Genomic DNA, 16,217 nt, shown 5'->3' with positions numbered 1-16,217 from the left:
CTACTTATACATACATTGGTTACCCAATAGCGTAACTTTTGCCATTTATTACAACTTAATGCTTTATGTCCATTATTGATACGCACACGCACATTTACGCATCACAATTTAGCAAGGATAGGGATGATGTCATTCAGCGGGCTTTTGATTCAGGCGTAGATACCCTACTAATGCCCAATATTGATGTAGACTCTGTTATCCCGATGTTACAGATTGAAGATAAGTATCCCGGAAAATGTATTTCAATGATGGGCTTGCATCCAACATCGGTTGATGAAAACTATATGGAGCAGTTAAAAGCAATGGAGCTGTGGTTTAGTAAGCGTAAATTTTGTGCCGTAGGTGAAGTAGGTATCGATTTATATTGGGATAAAACATTTCTAAGCCAACAGATTGACGCTTTTAAAATCCAGCTTTCCTGGGCGCAAAAGTACAATCTTCCTGTAGTAATGCATGTTCGTGATTCCTTCGATGAAATTTTTCAGGTACTCGATGGTTTTGATCTTGACGGTATTACAGGAGTGTTTCATAGTTTTTCGGGAAATGACGATCAAGCCCAAAAAGCATTGTCATACGGTTGTTTTAAGTTAGGTATAAACGGTGTTGTTACGTTTAAAAATTCTAATTTAGGCGAAGTAATTAAAAAGCAAGGTTTAAAACATTTGATTTTAGAGACCGATGCACCTTACTTAACCCCAGTGCCTTATAGGGGTAAGAGGAACGAACCTTCGTACCTTAAGTTTATAAAAGCTAAATTAGCAGCGCTATTTAAAACAAGCGAAATGAAGGTAGAAAAGGTAACTACCCACAACGCCAAGCAACTATTTAAGCTCTAATAATGTCGTCAAAAAATACGGGAGGATTCATTTGAAACGAAAAGTACTTATAATATATACAGGTGGTACAATAGGTATGGCTATCGACCCGGATACCAATTCGCTGGTGTCCTTTGATTTTTCGATGATTGAAGAAAAAGTGCCGGAAATAAAACGTTTTGATTTTAATGTGGACAGTACTTCGTTTAGCCCCATCATCGATTCCTCCGACATGAAACCGGAAGTGTGGATAAAGTTAGCTACCATTATTCAGGATAATTATCCAAAATACGATGGCTTTGTAGTGTTGCACGGTACCGATACCATGGCCTATACGGCAAGTGCATTAAGTTTTATGTTGCATCATCTGGGTAAGCCTGTGGTTTTTACCGGTAGTCAGTTACCCCTGAGTACTATCCGTACAGATGGTAAAGAAAACCTTATTACTGCCCTGGATATCGCATCAACGTATGAAAACGGATTGGCCAAAGTGCCTGAGGTGTGTATCTTTTTTCAAGACAAGCTTTTCAGGGGCAATAGAACAACAAAATATAATGCAGAACATTTCAGGGCTTTCCGCTCTGACAACTATCCTCCCCTGGCCGAAGCCGGGGTTCATGTAAAATACAACAACCCCTATATTCATAAAGTAGATCCCGAGGCCGCTTTTTCGGTTGCTAAAAATATGGACAATAGGGTAGGTTTATTAAAAATTTTTCCCGGTATCAGCAGCACCTTTCTACAGGCGGTTCTCCAAGCTCCCGGATTAAAAGCTTTGGTTTTGGAAACATTTGGTTCGGGAAACGCACCTACCGACAAATATTTTTTGGGTTTAATAGAAAAAGCACTCCGAAACGACCTTATTATTTTAAATGTAACACAGTGTTTGGCGGGGAGCGTAGCCATGGGAAGATACGAAACGGGTATACATTTGATGGAGATGGGTGTGTACAATGGTGGCGATATGACAACAGAGGCGGCAATCACTAAACTTATGTACTTATTAGGTAATACATTAAATATAGATGAGGTTAAAATTGGATTAAATAAATCATTAAAAGGCGAAATCTACCTGTAAACAGTTTGTATTTGCTGTTTTTTTTGTATTTTGCACACCTGAAAAATCTAAGAATTTTATTATTAACTTGTTTGATATCTTAAAAAAAATAGGGATATTTAAACTATGCTATTTATTAACAAACTAATGCAAATTAAAAATTTATTACAGACTATGAAAAAGCTATTTGCGTTTTTTGCAGTTTTCGGAATGATGACTCTTGGAGCATCAACAATTTATGCGCAGGATGAAACTGGAGCACAAGATGTAGAAACTGTTGAGGAAGTTGCCAGCCAAGGGGCTGATGAAGAGATGGCTGTAGAAGAAGTAGCTACAGACCAAGCCGAAGCCCCCAAGGGGATTCACAAACAAATCAAAGCCAAATTTATCGAGGGTGGTGCTGGTTTCATGAGCTTTGTGCTTTTGTGTCTAATCTTTGGATTGGCATTGTGTATCGAAAGAATCATTTATTTGAATCTTGCTTCCACAAACACAAAAAAATTGCTTCAGAACATTGAAAATGCCTTGAGCGAAGGGGGTGTTGAAGCTGCAAAAGAAGTTTGCCGTAACACACGCGGACCTGTTGCATCAATTTTTTATCAAGGATTGGATCGTGCCGACGAAGGTATGGACGTAGTTGAGAAATCAGTGGTTTCTTACGGATCGGTTCAGATGGGTCTTCTGGAAAAAGGGCTGACATGGATTTCGTTGTTTATCGCTATTGCACCTATGCTCGGGTTTATGGGTACGGTAATCGGTATGATCGAAGCCTTTGACAAGATTCAGGCTATGGGTGATATCTCGGCAACGGCTGTGGCGGGTGGTATTAAAGTAGCACTTATTACTACAGTATCGGGTTTGATTGTAGCCATCATTCTGCAAGTGTTTTACAACTACATCGTTTCTAAAATCGATGGTATTGTTAATACAATGGAAGATGCTTCTATCTCCCTGTTAGATATTTTGGTAAAATACAACATGAAAAAATAATAAAACATGACTAAGCTTTCAAAAATATTAAGTTTGGTACTATATGCTTTGTTGGGTGTAACAGTGGTGTTAACAATAATGTATTTCACCGGTGGCGATGTTCCCGGCGAAACCTTTAGAACACCTGTTTATACCGACACATTTTTGAACTGGGCAAAAATATTGGTGGTGGCTACCGCTGCCATTGTTGTGCTGTTCGAGCTTGTTAATATAGTACTGAATCCAAAAAATGCTGTCCGAAGCCTAATTTCAGCAGGTGTATTAATTGTTATTGCATTGGTTTCCTACAGCATGGCAGATGATACAGCCTTAAGATTAAGTGGATACGAAGGTGCAGACAACGTACCTTCGATGCTTAAAATGGCGGGTGCTTTTCTGTATGGTACTTACATACTTTTAGGAATTGTATTTGTTACCATACTGGGAACAGAACTTTCGAAAATATTCAAATAATTGGACAATTATTATGGGAAAAAGAGATGTACCTGAAGTAAACGCCGGTTCTATGGCCGACATAGCGTTCCTTCTGCTCATATTCTTCCTTGTAACCACTACCATGGATACGGACTCCGGATTGGCCAGGCTTTTGCCACCACCGGTGCCCGAAAATCAAGAGCCGCCACCGCCAATTAAAGACAGAAACGTTTTTACGGTGCTTATTAACAGTAAAAATCAGCTGTTGGTAAAAGGTAAACCCATGAAGATAGGTGAACTCAAGGATGCTGCTAAAGAATTTGTTTTGAATCCGAACAGGGATGAAAAATTACCGGAGTTTAAACAAGAAGAGATCGAATTTTTTGGTCTTTACGAAGTTTCAAAAGGGGTAATTTCTTTGCAAAATGACAATGGAACCCAGTATGCACAATATTTAATGGTTCAAAATGAACTTCAAAGGGCATATAATGAGTTGCGAAATGAACTGGCTCGAAGAAAATGGGATAAAGATTACGAACAACTGGATGATGATCAACAAAAGGCGATTCGTAAAATTTATCCTCAAAAAATTTCAGAAGCAGAACCTAAAAACATCGGTAAAAATTAGCTATGGCAAAGTTTAGAAAGAAGAAAAGTGAAGGGCAAGCTGCCATTAACACAGCATCTTTGCCTGATATCGTTTTCATGCTTTTATTCTTCTTTATGGTGTCTACAACTATGAAGGAGGTAACCATGAAGGTGAGTATCCAAGCTCCTGAAGCAACCGAGTTGGCAAAGTTGGAAAAAAAGAGTCTGGTAACCTATATTTATGTTGGAGTACCCACAAAACAATATCAGGGAATGTACGGTACCGAACCGCGTATTCAGCTTAACGATGCGTTTGCAACAGTAGGAGATATTCAAAGTTATATAGCACAAGAACGTGAGGCCATGAAAGAGAATGACCGTCCGAAAATGACAACCTCTATTAAGGCCGACTATGATACCCCGATGGGAATTATAACCGAAATAAAGCAAGCATTGCGTAAAGCGCAGGCGCTTAAAATTAATTATTCGGCGCGTCAAAAATCAGAGTATTAATAAAAATTGCTCTTTATATTAAAAAAAAGGGGAACCCAAAAGGTTTCCCTTTTTTTATTGCTCCAAAATTATCGTTCTACCCTAATTCAATTAATCCATTCACTCATCTGGTATTATTAATTGTGTATCTTTACTGATGTGGCCTCTCAGTAATCATTAATTTATAATTAGCCTATACATGGATTCCGCAAGCTCATTTACAGATACACAGTTCAATAAGTTAATGCAAAAACGTATCCAGTCGGTACTGTTGATTTCGAGCAGTTACGACGCTTTTTTATTGGAGGAAGATGGTAGGATAGAAGAACAAATTTTTAACGAGTATGTATCGTTAAACCTACGTTACCCACCCCGGTTTATACAGGTAACAAATGCAGAAGATGCCCTGCGCATAGTACAAAACGAACCAATTGATTTAATTATCTCCATGTTAAGTGTTGGAGGCATGAATCCTTTTTGCCTGGCCAAACAAATAAAAAATGACTATCCGGATATTCCCATCGTTGTTTTAACACCCTTTTCGCGAGAGGTGAGTATTAAATTATCGCAGGAGGATACCAGTGCCATCGATTATGTGTTCTGCTGGCTGGGTAATGCCGATATACTGGTGGCCATCATTAAGCTCATTGAAGATGAGATGAATGCCGCTCACGATATTTTAACCGTAGGGGTACAGTGTATTTTATTGGTTGAGGACTCTATACGCTACTATTCCAGTTACCTTCCTATCATCTATCGGATTGTGTTTAACCAGTCGAAAAAATTTATGAGCGAAGCGCTTAATGAACATCAAAAGATGATGCGAATGCGTGGTAGGCCTAAAATATTATTGGCACGTAATTATACAGAAGCCGTACACCTTTATAAAAAATACAGAGCTAATCTATTGGGAGTAATATCAGATGTTACTTTTACCAAAAACAACGAAAAATATAACCATGCGGGGATTGAATTGGCCGAAATGGTTAAAAAGGACGACCCTTACATGCCCTTTTTATTACAGTCGTCTGACATTTCGGTGGCAGAAGTGGCTAAATCTATAAGGGTGGGTTTTTTACATAAATATTCAAAAAGCCTTTTGCAGGAATTGAAACAATTTTTAAAAATATACCTGGCCTTTGGCGATTTTATATTTACCGATCCCGTAACACAATGTGAAGTGGGCAGAGTAAGCAATTTAAAACAATTGCAGGAGCAACTGTTTGTACTGCCTGACGATTCATTGCGGTATCACTTTCAACGGGACCATGTATCAAAATGGCTTAAAGCCAGGGCACTTTTTGCCATATCTGATGTGATTAAAAGCTTGAGTGTCGACGATTTTGAATCACTCGAGGCCACAAAGCAATTTATCTATGATACGATCGTAAATTTTAGAATATCAAAAAACAGAGGTGTTATTGCTACTTTTGACATTAAGAATTACGATAGGTTGGTAAAATTTGCGCGCATCGGGGAGGGGTCTATTGGAGGTAAAGCACGAGGGCTGGCGTTTTTAAATACCGTACTTTCTAAAAAAGCAGACTATCTTTATTTTGACAATCTGGATATTACCATACCGCGTACCGTGGTTATTGCTACTGATGTTTTTGAACAGTTTATGGAGTCGAACAACTTGTATCAGATAGCACTCTCGGATAAATCTGATGAGGAGATATTAGATTGTTTTGTTCAATCCAAATTACCGCCTAAAGCTCATTTGTATCTGCGTAAATTTATTTCTGTTATAGATAATCCTATTGCTATACGTTCCTCTAGTGTGTTAGAGGATAGCCATTACCAACCTTTTGCCGGAATCTATTCTACTTACATGGTTTCTAATACCGACGAAGTGGAAGTGGTGCTGAAACAAATAAGCGATGCTATAAAGTGCGTGTACGCCTCGGTTTACTTTAAATCGAGCAAAGCCTACATGCGGGCCACAATGAATATTATTGATGAGGAAAAAATGGGCATTGTATTGCAAGAAGTGGTAGGTCAACAGCATAATAATCGGTTTTATCCTACGATATCGGGCGTAGCTCGGTCGATCAACTTTTATCCCATTGCACCCGAAAAAACTGAGGATGGTATTGTTAACGTAGCGCTTGGCTTGGGTAAACAGATTGTGGAGGGAGGAACTTCGCTGCGTTTTTCGCCCAAATACCCTAAAAAAGCATTACAATTATCCAGTACAGAGTTTACTATTAAAGATACGCAAAAGGAATTTTTTGCGCTGGATATGGATAATACCACTTTTAAGCCTTCGGTAAATGATGGTATTAACCTGCAACGCCTTAGTATTCGGACAGCACTTAAGGATGGTTCCTTAAAATGGTTGGGCTCCGTTTTCGACCATCAAAATAATATTATACGCGATGGTGTGGGCAGGGAAGGTATTCCTCTGGTTACCTTTGCCAATATCTTAAAGCATGATGCATTGCCATTGGCAAGTATGCTGCAACGTCTTTTGGAGTTGGGGCAAGATAAAATGAATCAACCGGTAGAGATAGAGTTTGCGGTAGACCTGCAAATACCCAATGCCAAACCAATATTTTATTTGCTTCAAATAAGACCTATAGTAGAGCTCGAAGAGGCTATTGGAGAGGAGGTTGAAAGCCTGGATCCGGCAAAGCAGTTGATTTATTCAACATCGGCATTGGGCAACGGTGTAATTAATGATATTTGCGACGTGGTTTTTGTTAAAACCAATGGGTTCTCGGCAGCTAATATGATAAATATGGTACCTGTTATAGAAAAAATAAACAGTACCTTATTGGAAAAAGATACCAATTACATTTTAATAGGGCCCGGTAGGTGGGGCTCGCAAGATCCCTGGCTGGGGGTTCCGGTTAAGTGGGCTCAAATATCGGGTGCACGACTTATTGTGGAGACGGCCATGGATGGGTTCTCCGTTGATCCGAGCCAGGGAACGCACTTTTTTCAAAACCTCACCTCTTTGCGTGTGGGATATTTAACGGTAAACAGGTTTGCAGGCAGTGATTATTATAACGAATCTCTTTTGCTACAACAACCGGCGGTATATGAGGATGAATGGATAAAACACGTTCGATTCAGTAAGCCCCTATTGGTTAAAATAAATGGTAAAAAGGGTCTTGCTTCCGTGTCAAACCCGCTATTTTAGGTTTTGTATAATCACACTGAAATAATTGTATGGAGCGGTTTATAGCGGCCTGCGGTCAATAACAAAAAATGCTACGCTTTTATTTTAGATGGGCTTTTAATTTGCTCACCAACTCTTCCGTTTGAAAGGGTTTGCTTATATAATCGTCCATTCCGCTGGCTATGCACCGTTCTTTGTCTTCAGGAAAAGCGTTGGCTGTAATGGCTATGATAGGTATATGTGTGTTTGTACTCTTTTCAATCTCTCTAATTTTCTTTGTTGCCTTGAGCCCATCCATAATGGGCATTTGAACGTCCATCAAAATCAGATCGTACTTGGTTTTACCAAACTTATCGAGCGCTTCCTTACCGTTGTAGGCTACCTCAATCTTATTTACCAGGTTTTTAATGTATAAAATAATTATTTGCTGGTTGCTGAAATTGTCTTCCACCAACAAAATATTAGCATCTTTAATATCAACCGAAGGTTTGTAGAACGAGGTGCTATTTGAAACTTTTTCTTTTATGTTTTTAACCGAATAGCTTTGCGTACTTTCCTTAAAGGTAATGCCAAATTCAAAAGTGGTTTTGTCTGCTTCCGGCTTTATGGATAACAAATGACCGTCTTGTTCTATCAACTTCTGGGTTAGCCCCAACTCTAAAAACTGAATGTGCTTGGAGGTGTTTAGCAATAATATGTCGGTACCATAAAGCGACTCGTCGGATCGGTACTCCTTAGGGAAAGGGATATTGCCGGTAGCGGTAATTTTAAATAATAATTCAAGGGTACCAGGCATGTTGTTGGTTCGGCTCACCTCAATAGTAATTTCTTTGTTTTCGGACAGGTTGTATTTAGCAATGGAGTTTAAGATGTTAAGAAAAATTTGCTTTGTTTTAATAGCATTACCCGTCATGTTAGAAGGGACTTCTGCCGAAAACGAAAGGCTGAACTTTTGTTTGCTGTTGTTTTCGGAAAATAGCCTAATCGTATTGTTTAGTGTAGAAAATAGGTTGAAACTTATTTTTTCTTCCTGAATGCGAAGCTCATTTGATTTTGTTGTAGATACCATATTGGAAACTACATTGACCAAATTATTGGCCGAGGCATGTATGGTATTGATGTAATCGCGCTGATCGTCGCTTAAGTTTGTTTTACCCAAGATATCCAGGATGCCTGTAATGTTGCTTAAAGGGGTACGTATTTGCCTGGATAAATCGGCAATTTGTTCGTCTCTTGATGTACGATTGTTTTGCGAGTTTATCATTGCCCGTTCCTTACTGAAGAGTACCTGGGCAAAAACAAACTTAAGGGTGTAAGCCAAAATAAATGAAAACAACACATAAATAGAAATAAGAACACTCATATTTAGTGTGTAATGTTGGGCCAGAGGAATGATTTTGCTCAATAATAAAAAATCAATTAAAATAAAAACAAACATCCCTAATGAATACAATGAGCCAGCTTTTCGTCCAAAAAGATTGATCGCAATAAAGGGAAAGCTACCTACCCAAACGATGTTGACTCCGGTGGAACCACCAAATATGATAAAGAAAACAAAAGTGAGTATAATAAATAGAAATAATAACCTATTATATAATGCTATGTTAGGGCGTCGGCTGATGTAGAGGTAATTAAATGCAAATAATACACTAAGAGACAACAATGTGCCGGCAAAAAAAAGTTTCTCTTCCAATAAAGATATGATTCCTTCTACAAAGACAATAACAAATAAAAAAAAGTTTAAAACATTTGATAGTAACAAAAAAGCTTGGGTTTCAACGTCAAGTTTTTCATCGTGATCAAAGGCAAAGAGCAATAGAAATTTATTGATAGATTTCATATGTAAATTAAGTATAAAGCAATAATAACTGTTATATTCGTGTGAAATATTTCCCTAATCAGTATAACTATTTATGCGGCATATCGTATAAGGTGGTTTCCAATTATGCTGCGTTAGGATATTTACGAACGCGGGAAATATAGTATAAAATTATTATAAAAATAGTATTGCTGACAATATTCTAATAAATCTACAGTTTTGTCTAATACCAACCATTTATTACACTAATTATAAAAACAAATTAATGAAGCATTTATTTATACACCTGTTGCTGTTTCTGTTTTTTGCCGGAGCTGCCAATGCGCAAAAGCACCTTCCAACGCCAAAGGACTATAAAGATTTTTTAAACACCAAAACTTTTGTGGTATTAGATGAAAATCCAATGTCGGATTTTAACTTTATGATTAAAAAAGTGATGCCGAGAATATGGAACATCACCGATTACGAAGTGATTTCGCAGGCTGAATTTGAAGAGAAGCGACGTGACCCTTCCTATTCATTTATTGTAACTTCAACGGTAACTTTCGACAGGGACAAAACCAAGGCGCGATACACTTTTGTTAGCCTATTGATGGGCAAAGATGTAAAGTCGATAACCGAAATGCCCGATTTGTGTTCCATTCCCTTATCCTACGTACGCGTGGAGGACGATAGTTATGCATATAAAATGGAAGGATTTATAAGGTTTATGCAAGACCACGTTGAGTTGGTAAATCGTGAGCCTAAAATCATCAGCAATAATATGTTTAAGTATTACAATAAAAATGTAAAGAGTTTAAGTAATAAAATATTGTATGTTGTAAAGGAGGATTTGGCACCTGATGTAAATACCATAAATAAAATAGAAGCGGTGTATCCGTATGCGGTGCAAATTGTTTCGCAAGAGAAGATTGCCGAAGCTATTGAAAAAGAGGATCCTGATGTTGTTTTTTTACACAAGGTAGGACCTGAAGGTACTAAGTTTAAAGCCCGTTGTTATAAAATAATTATAGGTGCGAACGATTCGCAGTTTTATTATTTCGATTGGCATATGGTGAGCCTTAAAAAACGAGATGGTTTGTTAGCTAAAGATTTTAAAGCTATGGGAAAGAATTAAAAAAAGTAATCTTGAAATAGATAATTGTTGGTACAGCCCTGTTAAAACTAATTTGACAGGGCTTTGTTGATTGTTTTTTGTTGAAAGTAATTTGTAATTTAGCGCTTAATTGTAATTAGCATTAATATAAAACAATAGAATAATTTAAAAAATCATGTCTGACGATAAAAAAATAATTTTTTCGATGGTTGGCGTAAGCAAGGTGGTGCCGCCCCAAAAAAAGATACTAAACAATATTTACCTTTCTTTTTTCTATGGAGCCAAGATTGGTATCATAGGTTTAAATGGCTCAGGAAAGTCAACCTTGATGAAAATTATCGCTGGTGTGGATAAGAATTTCCAGGGCGAAGTGGTTTCATCGCAAGGTTATTCGGTGGGTTACCTGGAGCAAGAACCATGGTTGGATGATGAAAAAACGGTAAAGCAGGTAGTGGAAGAAGGCGTACAGGAAGTGGTTGACGTGATGAGCGCCTACAATCAGGTGAACGAAAAGTTTGGCGATGCTGATGTCCTGGATAACCCGGATAAAATGGATGCACTTATTAAGGAACAAGCACGCTTGCAGGAAAAGATAGATCAGTACGATGCGTGGAACCTGGACAGTAAGTTGGAACGGGCTATGGATGCGCTGCGCTGTCCGGAAGAGGATAAATTAATTAAATATCTGTCGGGAGGCGAAAAGCGTAGGGTGGCACTCTGCCGCTTATTGCTTAAAGAGCCCGACGTGCTTTTGCTGGATGAGCCTACTAACCACCTGGATGCCGAATCGGTACAATGGCTCGAGCAACACTTGCAACAGTACAAAGGAACGGTGATTTCGATTACCCACGACCGCTATTTTTTGGATAATGTGGCGGGTTGGATTTTAGAACTCGACAGGGGAGAGGGTATCCCGTGGAAAGGTAATTACTCATCCTGGTTAGAGCAAAAAACCAAACGCATGGCCCAGGAGGAGAAAACAGCTTCTAAGCGACGCAAAACATTGGAGCGCGAGCTTGAATGGGTTAGGATGGCACCCAAGGCCCGTCATGCCAAATCCAAAGCCCGTTTGTCGGCCTATGATAAGTTAATGGATGAGGACACCAAGGCTAAAGAAGAAAAACTGGAGATATTTATCCCTAATGGCCCCAGGTTAGGCGACAAAGTAATTGAGGCACATGGCGTTTCCAAGGCTTTTGGCGATCGTTTGCTTTTTGAGGGTTTGGAATTTGTGCTGCCTAAAAATGGTATTGTGGGTGTAATAGGTCCTAATGGAGCAGGTAAAACCACCTTGTTTAGGATGATAATGGGGCAGGAGAAAGCAGATAAGGGTACTTTTGAAGTGGGCGAAACGGTAAAAATAGCTTATGTTGATCAAACACACCAGGACATAGATCCCGAAAAGTCAATTTATCAGGTGGTAGCCAACGGGCAAGAAACCATAAAAATGGGGGGGAGAGAGTTGAACTCCAGAGCTTACCTGAGCCGTTTTAACTTTGCAGGTTCGGATCAGGAAAAAAAATGTGCGGTACTATCGGGTGGTGAGCGAAACCGCTTGCACCTGGCCATGACCCTTCGCGAAGAGGGTAATGTGCTGCTGCTGGATGAGCCTACCAACGATATTGATGTAAACACGTTAAGAGCCCTCGAAGAAGGTCTGGAAGGCTTTGCCGGTTGTGCCGTCGTTATTTCGCACGACAGGTGGTTTTTAGATCGTATAGCCACGCATATACTTGCGTTTGAAGGTGATTCGGGGGTGTATTATTTTGAAGGTTCGTTTAGTGAATATGAAGAAAATAAGAAACGTCGCCTGGGCGATGTTGAACCGAAGCGATTAAGGTATAAAAAGCTAATGAGTTAATATTATTGGAAAAAAAGGCTGTCGTTTTTCGGCAGCCTTTTTTTGTCAGTATAAATCAAAATTTTTGCACACTTTTGAAAGCTCAAGATTAGAGTAAACATTCATCACATTATAAATCTCCATTTTATTCATGCCTTTTAGGCTCACAACACCTTGTTTTTCAAAAATAAAATCCTCACTTGTTAATTCATAAGTAGAAGTGCTTACGGCGATATCCATTGGCGAACATTGGTGTTGTATGCGTGAGGCTGTATTTACATTTTCTCCAAAAATATCAAAAAGATAATTTTCAAGTCCAATTAAACTACCAACTATTTCACCGCTATTAATGCCTGTGGTAATTTCCCATTTTATCGAACTCAACATGTTCCGCTCCAGAATAAACTGACGAAACTCAATTGCTGCCCGGATAATGTTGCTAGCGTGATTCTCGTCCTCTTCCGGGAGCCCCGAAGCAACAAGGTAGGCATCTCCAATAGTCTTGATACGGGTACATCTGTTTTTTGTAATTATTTTATCAAATGAAGAGAATATATCATTTAACTCATTAATTAATCTTTTAGGCGACATAGAAGTGGTTTTTGCGGTAAAACCAACTAAGTCGGTAAACATCACCGTGGCATTTTTGTATCGTTTGGGTTTTGAATTGCCGGTTTCCTTTATCTCCTCAAGAATTTTAGGAGGTAGTAAGCCTTTTAATATTCGTTCTACTTTTTGTCGTTCCAATTCCAGTTCCTCTTGTTTTTCAATCAACGCTTTAAACGATTGTGTTAAGTTAATGGCGGATTGAACACGAGCAATAAGTTCTGTGGGGTCTATTGGTTTTTTTATATAGTCAACTGCGCCAGCTTCAAGTGCCTTTCTTACATCTGTAAAACTGGACATGATAATAACAGGAATATCTTTGATGGATTCATTTTTCTTCATCAACATCAAGGCATCAATTCCATTCATTTTGGGCATCTCCCAATCCATCAGTATTAAGTCAGGCTTCGACTGCTGTGCAATTTTACATGCACTTCTTCCATCATTGGCCTTCAGGTAGGTGAAATCCTGGTTCATGGTATCCAAATGTAATATGATGATGTCCAAAATAATTGCCATATCATCTACCAACAGTATTTTCAACGAAGAAGGAGTCATGTTTTAAACGGTTTATATCTGTGCTTGTCTTTTAAAGTGAATATAAAGTTATTACCATCTATTGTTGCCATCTATTCAAATGGGAACTGTTTATCTTTGACTTTAAATAATACATATTCTTTACTCCCAGCCCCTTAACGTCATTGGGTAAGCGCTCTATGTATCGGAACTTATCACGCGTAGATAAATACGTGCGCATACCAATGTTGATTTGGTTGGGGGCGCAAGTCTTTTCCATCCGTGCTGCAGTATTTACTGTGTCGCCAAAAATATCGAACAAAAAATTATTTGTACCCAGTATACTGCCTATTACTTCGCCCGAATCAATTCCGATTTTTAATTCCCATTTTACCGCATTGCTTTCATTCCTTTGGGATAGATACGCTCTCATATCAATAGCTGTTTGTATTAATTTAACGGCATGTTGTTTATGTGGAGTGGGAATTCCTGAAACAGCCAAATAGCCATCTCCCATTGTTTTTATACGCGTACATCCATTTTTTTTAATAATGGAATCAAAAGCATTAAAAATCTGGGTTAGTTCGTCAATTAATATTTTGGGTGCCAGCGTGGTTGATTTTTTTGTAAAATCAACCAGGTCCACAAATAGCACCGAAGCTTCCCGGTATTTTTTTGGTCTTGATTCGCCCGAAACGGTCAGCTCATCAATGATTTTTTTGGGTAACAGACCCGATATTATTTCGTTTACTTTATTTTGACTTTCCCTGATAACATCAGCCTGATGGTTTAACTTTTTTACGGTACTGGATAAAATAAGGGCGGTGCGCACACGTGCAAATAATTCAATGGGCTTAAAAGGTTTTTGTATAAAATCCAGTGCTCCTGCTTCAAGCATTGTTTTAATTAGTTTAGCACTTTTTTCTACAAAGCATACAAGTATCGGTGTATTGTGATTTTGATGCGATTTCTTTACGATTTCTATTTTCTTTAATAGTTTTTCAGGTGACCCCCCAAAATCTATAATCACCAAATCGTGATGTGTATTGTTCAATTCGTACACCGAATCATGAAATAATTTTACTTTTATACGCCACTCTTCGCTAAAGGACATCAACTGGTGTTCCAATAGTTCCAAATTACAATAATCTTTTCCTATTAATAATATTTTACCAGTATCCATCGAGTAATATTCTTTTTTGGAATTCTCATCATTCTTAGATTCTATTTCGTACATATTTTTACTTGCAATAAGTAAAATGGTTAAAAGTATGTGGCAAAAGGTGCTGTTTTGTTTGTAGATAACGCTATTTAGGCGATGAAATACTGTAGCCGTATACGATAAGGAGACGTGATGGAAATTATTGCTGCTTGTACTTGCTATTATAGGATTACGTAAGTTTAAAAAAATAAATAACTTTGCGCCTCTAAAATAAAAATAAATACTATGGCTCAAAAACCCGCTATACCAAAAGGAACAAGAGATTTTACGCCAGTTGAAATGGCAAAACGGAATTATATTTTTGATAGCATTAAAGCAATTTTTTTAAAGTATGGTTATCAGCCTATCGAAACGCCTGCCATGGAAAACTTATCCACATTAATGGGAAAATACGGCGAAGAGGGGGATAAGCTGCTTTTTAAGATATTGAATTCGGGAGATTTTTTGGCCAAAGCAGATATTGATGCCTTAAAGGAAAAAAACTCAATTAAAACTACCACACAAATTGCGGATAAAGGACTTCGTTACGATCTTACCGTTCCATTTGCCCGTTTTGTAGTGCAGCACCAAAACAACATAACTTTTCCGTTTAAGCGTTACCAGATGCAACCCGTATGGCGAGCCGACAGGCCGCAAAAAGGACGTTACCGCGAGTTTTATCAATGCGATGTGGATGTGGTTGGCTCTAACTCCTTAATAAATGAGGTAGAGCTTATACAAATTGTAGATGATGTGTACAAAGCGCTCAAAATTAATGTGTTGGTTAAGATGAACAATCGGAAGATCTTGAGCGGAATTGCGGATATCATAGGGCAGGCGGATAAAATTGTTGACATCACTGTGGCTATAGACAAGTTGGATAAAATTGGTATTCAAAAAGTGAACGATGAGTTAATTCAGAAAGGATTACCTCGCGAAGCGGTGGATAAGTTACAGCCTATTATTAATCTTTCCGGAACCAATCAGCAAAAACTCGATACTTTAAAAACTGTTCTTAAAGCTTCGGAAACAGGCCTAAAAGGGGTAGCGGAAATGGAAACCGTATTTAGTTATCTGCAAAATATTAATGTGACCACAAAAGTTGAATTGGATTTGACCCTGGCACGTGGCCTAAATTATTATACCGGAGCTATTTTTGAGGTGAAAGCGCTGGATATGGAAATTGGCAGTATAACTGGTGGTGGCCGGTATGATGATTTAACAGGCGTATTTGGTTTGCGCAACGTATCAGGCGTAGGTATTTCGTTTGGTGCCGATCGTATATACGATGTGATGAACCAATTGGATTTGTATCCTAAAGAATCGATTGTTTCTACGCGTTTGATGTTTGTGAATTTTGGTCAGCGAGAAGCTATGTATTCTCTGCAAGCGCTGCAAAAGGTTCGAAACGCTGGTATTAATGCCGAGCTTTATCCTGATGCAGCTAAAATGGGAAAGCAAATGAATTATGCCAACAAAAAAGAAATCGCCTTTGTGGCCATGGCCGGCGAAAATGAAATACAGCAGGGCAAGCTAACACTTAAAAATATGCACAGTGGCGAGCAGCAACTTTTATCGGTTGAAGAGGTGATTAATATCATCGGCTAAAGTAAGATTTTTATATAGTTTGCGGGACTTAAAAAAAACTGGTAGCTCAAT

13 protein-coding genes are annotated in these 16,217 nt (G+C 38.4%); 10 read left to right on the top strand and 3 right to left on the bottom strand.

Annotation, left to right across the window (positions count from 1 at the left end; all coding sequences use genetic code 11):
* The first annotated feature begins 65 nt into the window (after positions 1–65).
* From FN809_RS12310 to FN809_RS12280, 7 genes are all read left to right on the top strand, one after another.
* Positions 66–836 (top strand): TatD family hydrolase, encoded by a 771-nt coding sequence (locus FN809_RS12310; RefSeq protein WP_142533832.1) that lies wholly within the window; start codon positions 66–68, stop codon positions 834–836.
* 31 nt (positions 837–867) lie between these two features.
* Complete coding sequence (locus FN809_RS12305) at positions 868–1,893, top strand: asparaginase (RefSeq protein ID WP_185957548.1); 1,026 nt, start codon at positions 868–870, stop codon at positions 1,891–1,893.
* 153 nt (positions 1,894–2,046) lie between these two features.
* Positions 2,047–2,862 carry a MotA/TolQ/ExbB proton channel family protein gene (locus tag FN809_RS12300; RefSeq protein ID WP_142533830.1) on the top strand — a complete coding sequence of 272 codons (816 nt, stop codon included), beginning with the start codon at positions 2,047–2,049 and terminating at the stop codon, positions 2,860–2,862.
* Between the two features lie 6 nt (positions 2,863–2,868).
* On the top strand, positions 2,869–3,315 hold the full coding sequence (locus tag FN809_RS12295) for a hypothetical protein (protein ID WP_142533829.1): 447 nt from the start codon (positions 2,869–2,871) through the stop codon (positions 3,313–3,315).
* A gap of 13 nt (positions 3,316–3,328) precedes the next feature.
* Complete coding sequence (locus FN809_RS12290; RefSeq protein WP_142533828.1) at positions 3,329–3,904, top strand: ExbD/TolR family protein; 576 nt, start codon at positions 3,329–3,331, stop codon at positions 3,902–3,904.
* A 2-nt stretch (positions 3,905–3,906) separates the two neighbouring features.
* Positions 3,907–4,377 (top strand): ExbD/TolR family protein, encoded by a 471-nt coding sequence (locus tag FN809_RS12285; RefSeq protein WP_142533827.1) that lies wholly within the window; start codon positions 3,907–3,909, stop codon positions 4,375–4,377.
* A 178-nt stretch (positions 4,378–4,555) separates the two neighbouring features.
* Positions 4,556–7,501, top strand: a complete 2,946-nt coding sequence (locus tag FN809_RS12280; RefSeq protein ID WP_142533826.1) for a PEP/pyruvate-binding domain-containing protein — start codon at positions 4,556–4,558, stop codon at positions 7,499–7,501.
* 79 nt (positions 7,502–7,580) lie between these two features.
* On the opposite strand, the gene FN809_RS12275 is transcribed toward FN809_RS12280, so the two are convergent.
* A complete protein-coding gene (locus tag FN809_RS12275) occupies positions 7,581–8,843 on the bottom strand; it encodes a response regulator (protein WP_246095594.1) in 1,263 nt (420 codons plus the stop codon).
* Between the two features lie 721 nt (positions 8,844–9,564).
* On the opposite strand from FN809_RS12275, the gene FN809_RS12270 reads away from it, so the two are divergent.
* Together FN809_RS12270 and ettA are read left to right on the top strand one after the other, a co-directional pair.
* On the top strand, positions 9,565–10,416 hold the full coding sequence (locus tag FN809_RS12270; RefSeq protein WP_142533824.1) for a hypothetical protein: 852 nt from the start codon (positions 9,565–9,567) through the stop codon (positions 10,414–10,416).
* A 154-nt stretch (positions 10,417–10,570) separates the two neighbouring features.
* Positions 10,571–12,256 carry an energy-dependent translational throttle protein EttA gene (gene ettA / locus FN809_RS12265; RefSeq protein WP_142533823.1) on the top strand — a complete coding sequence of 562 codons (1,686 nt, stop codon included), beginning with the start codon at positions 10,571–10,573 and terminating at the stop codon, positions 12,254–12,256.
* A gap of 45 nt (positions 12,257–12,301) precedes the next feature.
* On the opposite strand, the gene FN809_RS12260 is transcribed toward ettA, so the two are convergent.
* Both FN809_RS12260 and FN809_RS12255 read right to left on the bottom strand, forming a co-directional pair.
* Positions 12,302–13,399 carry an adenylate/guanylate cyclase domain-containing protein gene (locus FN809_RS12260; protein WP_142533822.1) on the bottom strand — a complete coding sequence of 366 codons (1,098 nt, stop codon included), beginning with the start codon at positions 13,397–13,399 and terminating at the stop codon, positions 12,302–12,304.
* 58 nt (positions 13,400–13,457) lie between these two features.
* Entirely contained in the window at positions 13,458–14,594 is a 1,137-nt protein-coding gene (locus FN809_RS12255) for an adenylate/guanylate cyclase domain-containing protein (protein ID WP_142533821.1), read from the bottom strand.
* A gap of 210 nt (positions 14,595–14,804) precedes the next feature.
* On the opposite strand from FN809_RS12255, the gene hisS reads away from it, so the two are divergent.
* Positions 14,805–16,166 (top strand): histidine--tRNA ligase, encoded by a 1,362-nt coding sequence (gene hisS / locus FN809_RS12250; RefSeq protein WP_142533820.1) that lies wholly within the window; start codon positions 14,805–14,807, stop codon positions 16,164–16,166.
* The last annotated feature ends 51 nt before the right edge of the window (positions 16,167–16,217 follow it).

This window comes from Saccharicrinis carchari, from assembly GCF_900182605.1.
In the GTDB taxonomy this organism is placed as follows: domain Bacteria; phylum Bacteroidota; class Bacteroidia; order Bacteroidales; family Marinilabiliaceae; genus Saccharicrinis; species Saccharicrinis carchari.
The sequence above is the reverse complement of the archived record's forward strand: the minus strand, read 5'-3'. Positions and strand labels throughout refer to the sequence as shown.

Excerpts from the sequence above, each read along its gene's own strand:
- FN809_RS12310 (WP_142533832.1), top strand. The coding sequence starts at position 66 with ATGTCCATTATTGATACGCACACGCACATTTACGCATCACAATTTAGC.
- FN809_RS12300 (WP_142533830.1), top strand. The coding sequence starts at position 2,047 with ATGAAAAAGCTATTTGCGTTTTTTGCAGTTTTCGGAATGATGACTCTT.
- FN809_RS12295 (WP_142533829.1), top strand. The coding sequence starts at position 2,869 with ATGACTAAGCTTTCAAAAATATTAAGTTTGGTACTATATGCTTTGTTG.
- FN809_RS12290 (WP_142533828.1), top strand. The coding sequence starts at position 3,329 with ATGGGAAAAAGAGATGTACCTGAAGTAAACGCCGGTTCTATGGCCGAC.
- FN809_RS12285 (WP_142533827.1), top strand. The coding sequence starts at position 3,907 with ATGGCAAAGTTTAGAAAGAAGAAAAGTGAAGGGCAAGCTGCCATTAAC.
- FN809_RS12280 (WP_142533826.1), top strand. The coding sequence starts at position 4,556 with ATGGATTCCGCAAGCTCATTTACAGATACACAGTTCAATAAGTTAATG.
- FN809_RS12275 (WP_246095594.1), bottom strand. The coding sequence starts at position 8,843 with ATGAGTGTTCTTATTTCTATTTATGTGTTGTTTTCATTTATTTTGGCT.
- FN809_RS12270 (WP_142533824.1), top strand. The coding sequence starts at position 9,565 with ATGAAGCATTTATTTATACACCTGTTGCTGTTTCTGTTTTTTGCCGGA.
- ettA (WP_142533823.1), top strand. The coding sequence starts at position 10,571 with ATGTCTGACGATAAAAAAATAATTTTTTCGATGGTTGGCGTAAGCAAG.
- FN809_RS12260 (WP_142533822.1), bottom strand. The coding sequence starts at position 13,399 with ATGACTCCTTCTTCGTTGAAAATACTGTTGGTAGATGATATGGCAATT.
- FN809_RS12255 (WP_142533821.1), bottom strand. The coding sequence starts at position 14,594 with ATGTACGAAATAGAATCTAAGAATGATGAGAATTCCAAAAAAGAATAT.
- hisS (WP_142533820.1), top strand. The coding sequence starts at position 14,805 with ATGGCTCAAAAACCCGCTATACCAAAAGGAACAAGAGATTTTACGCCA.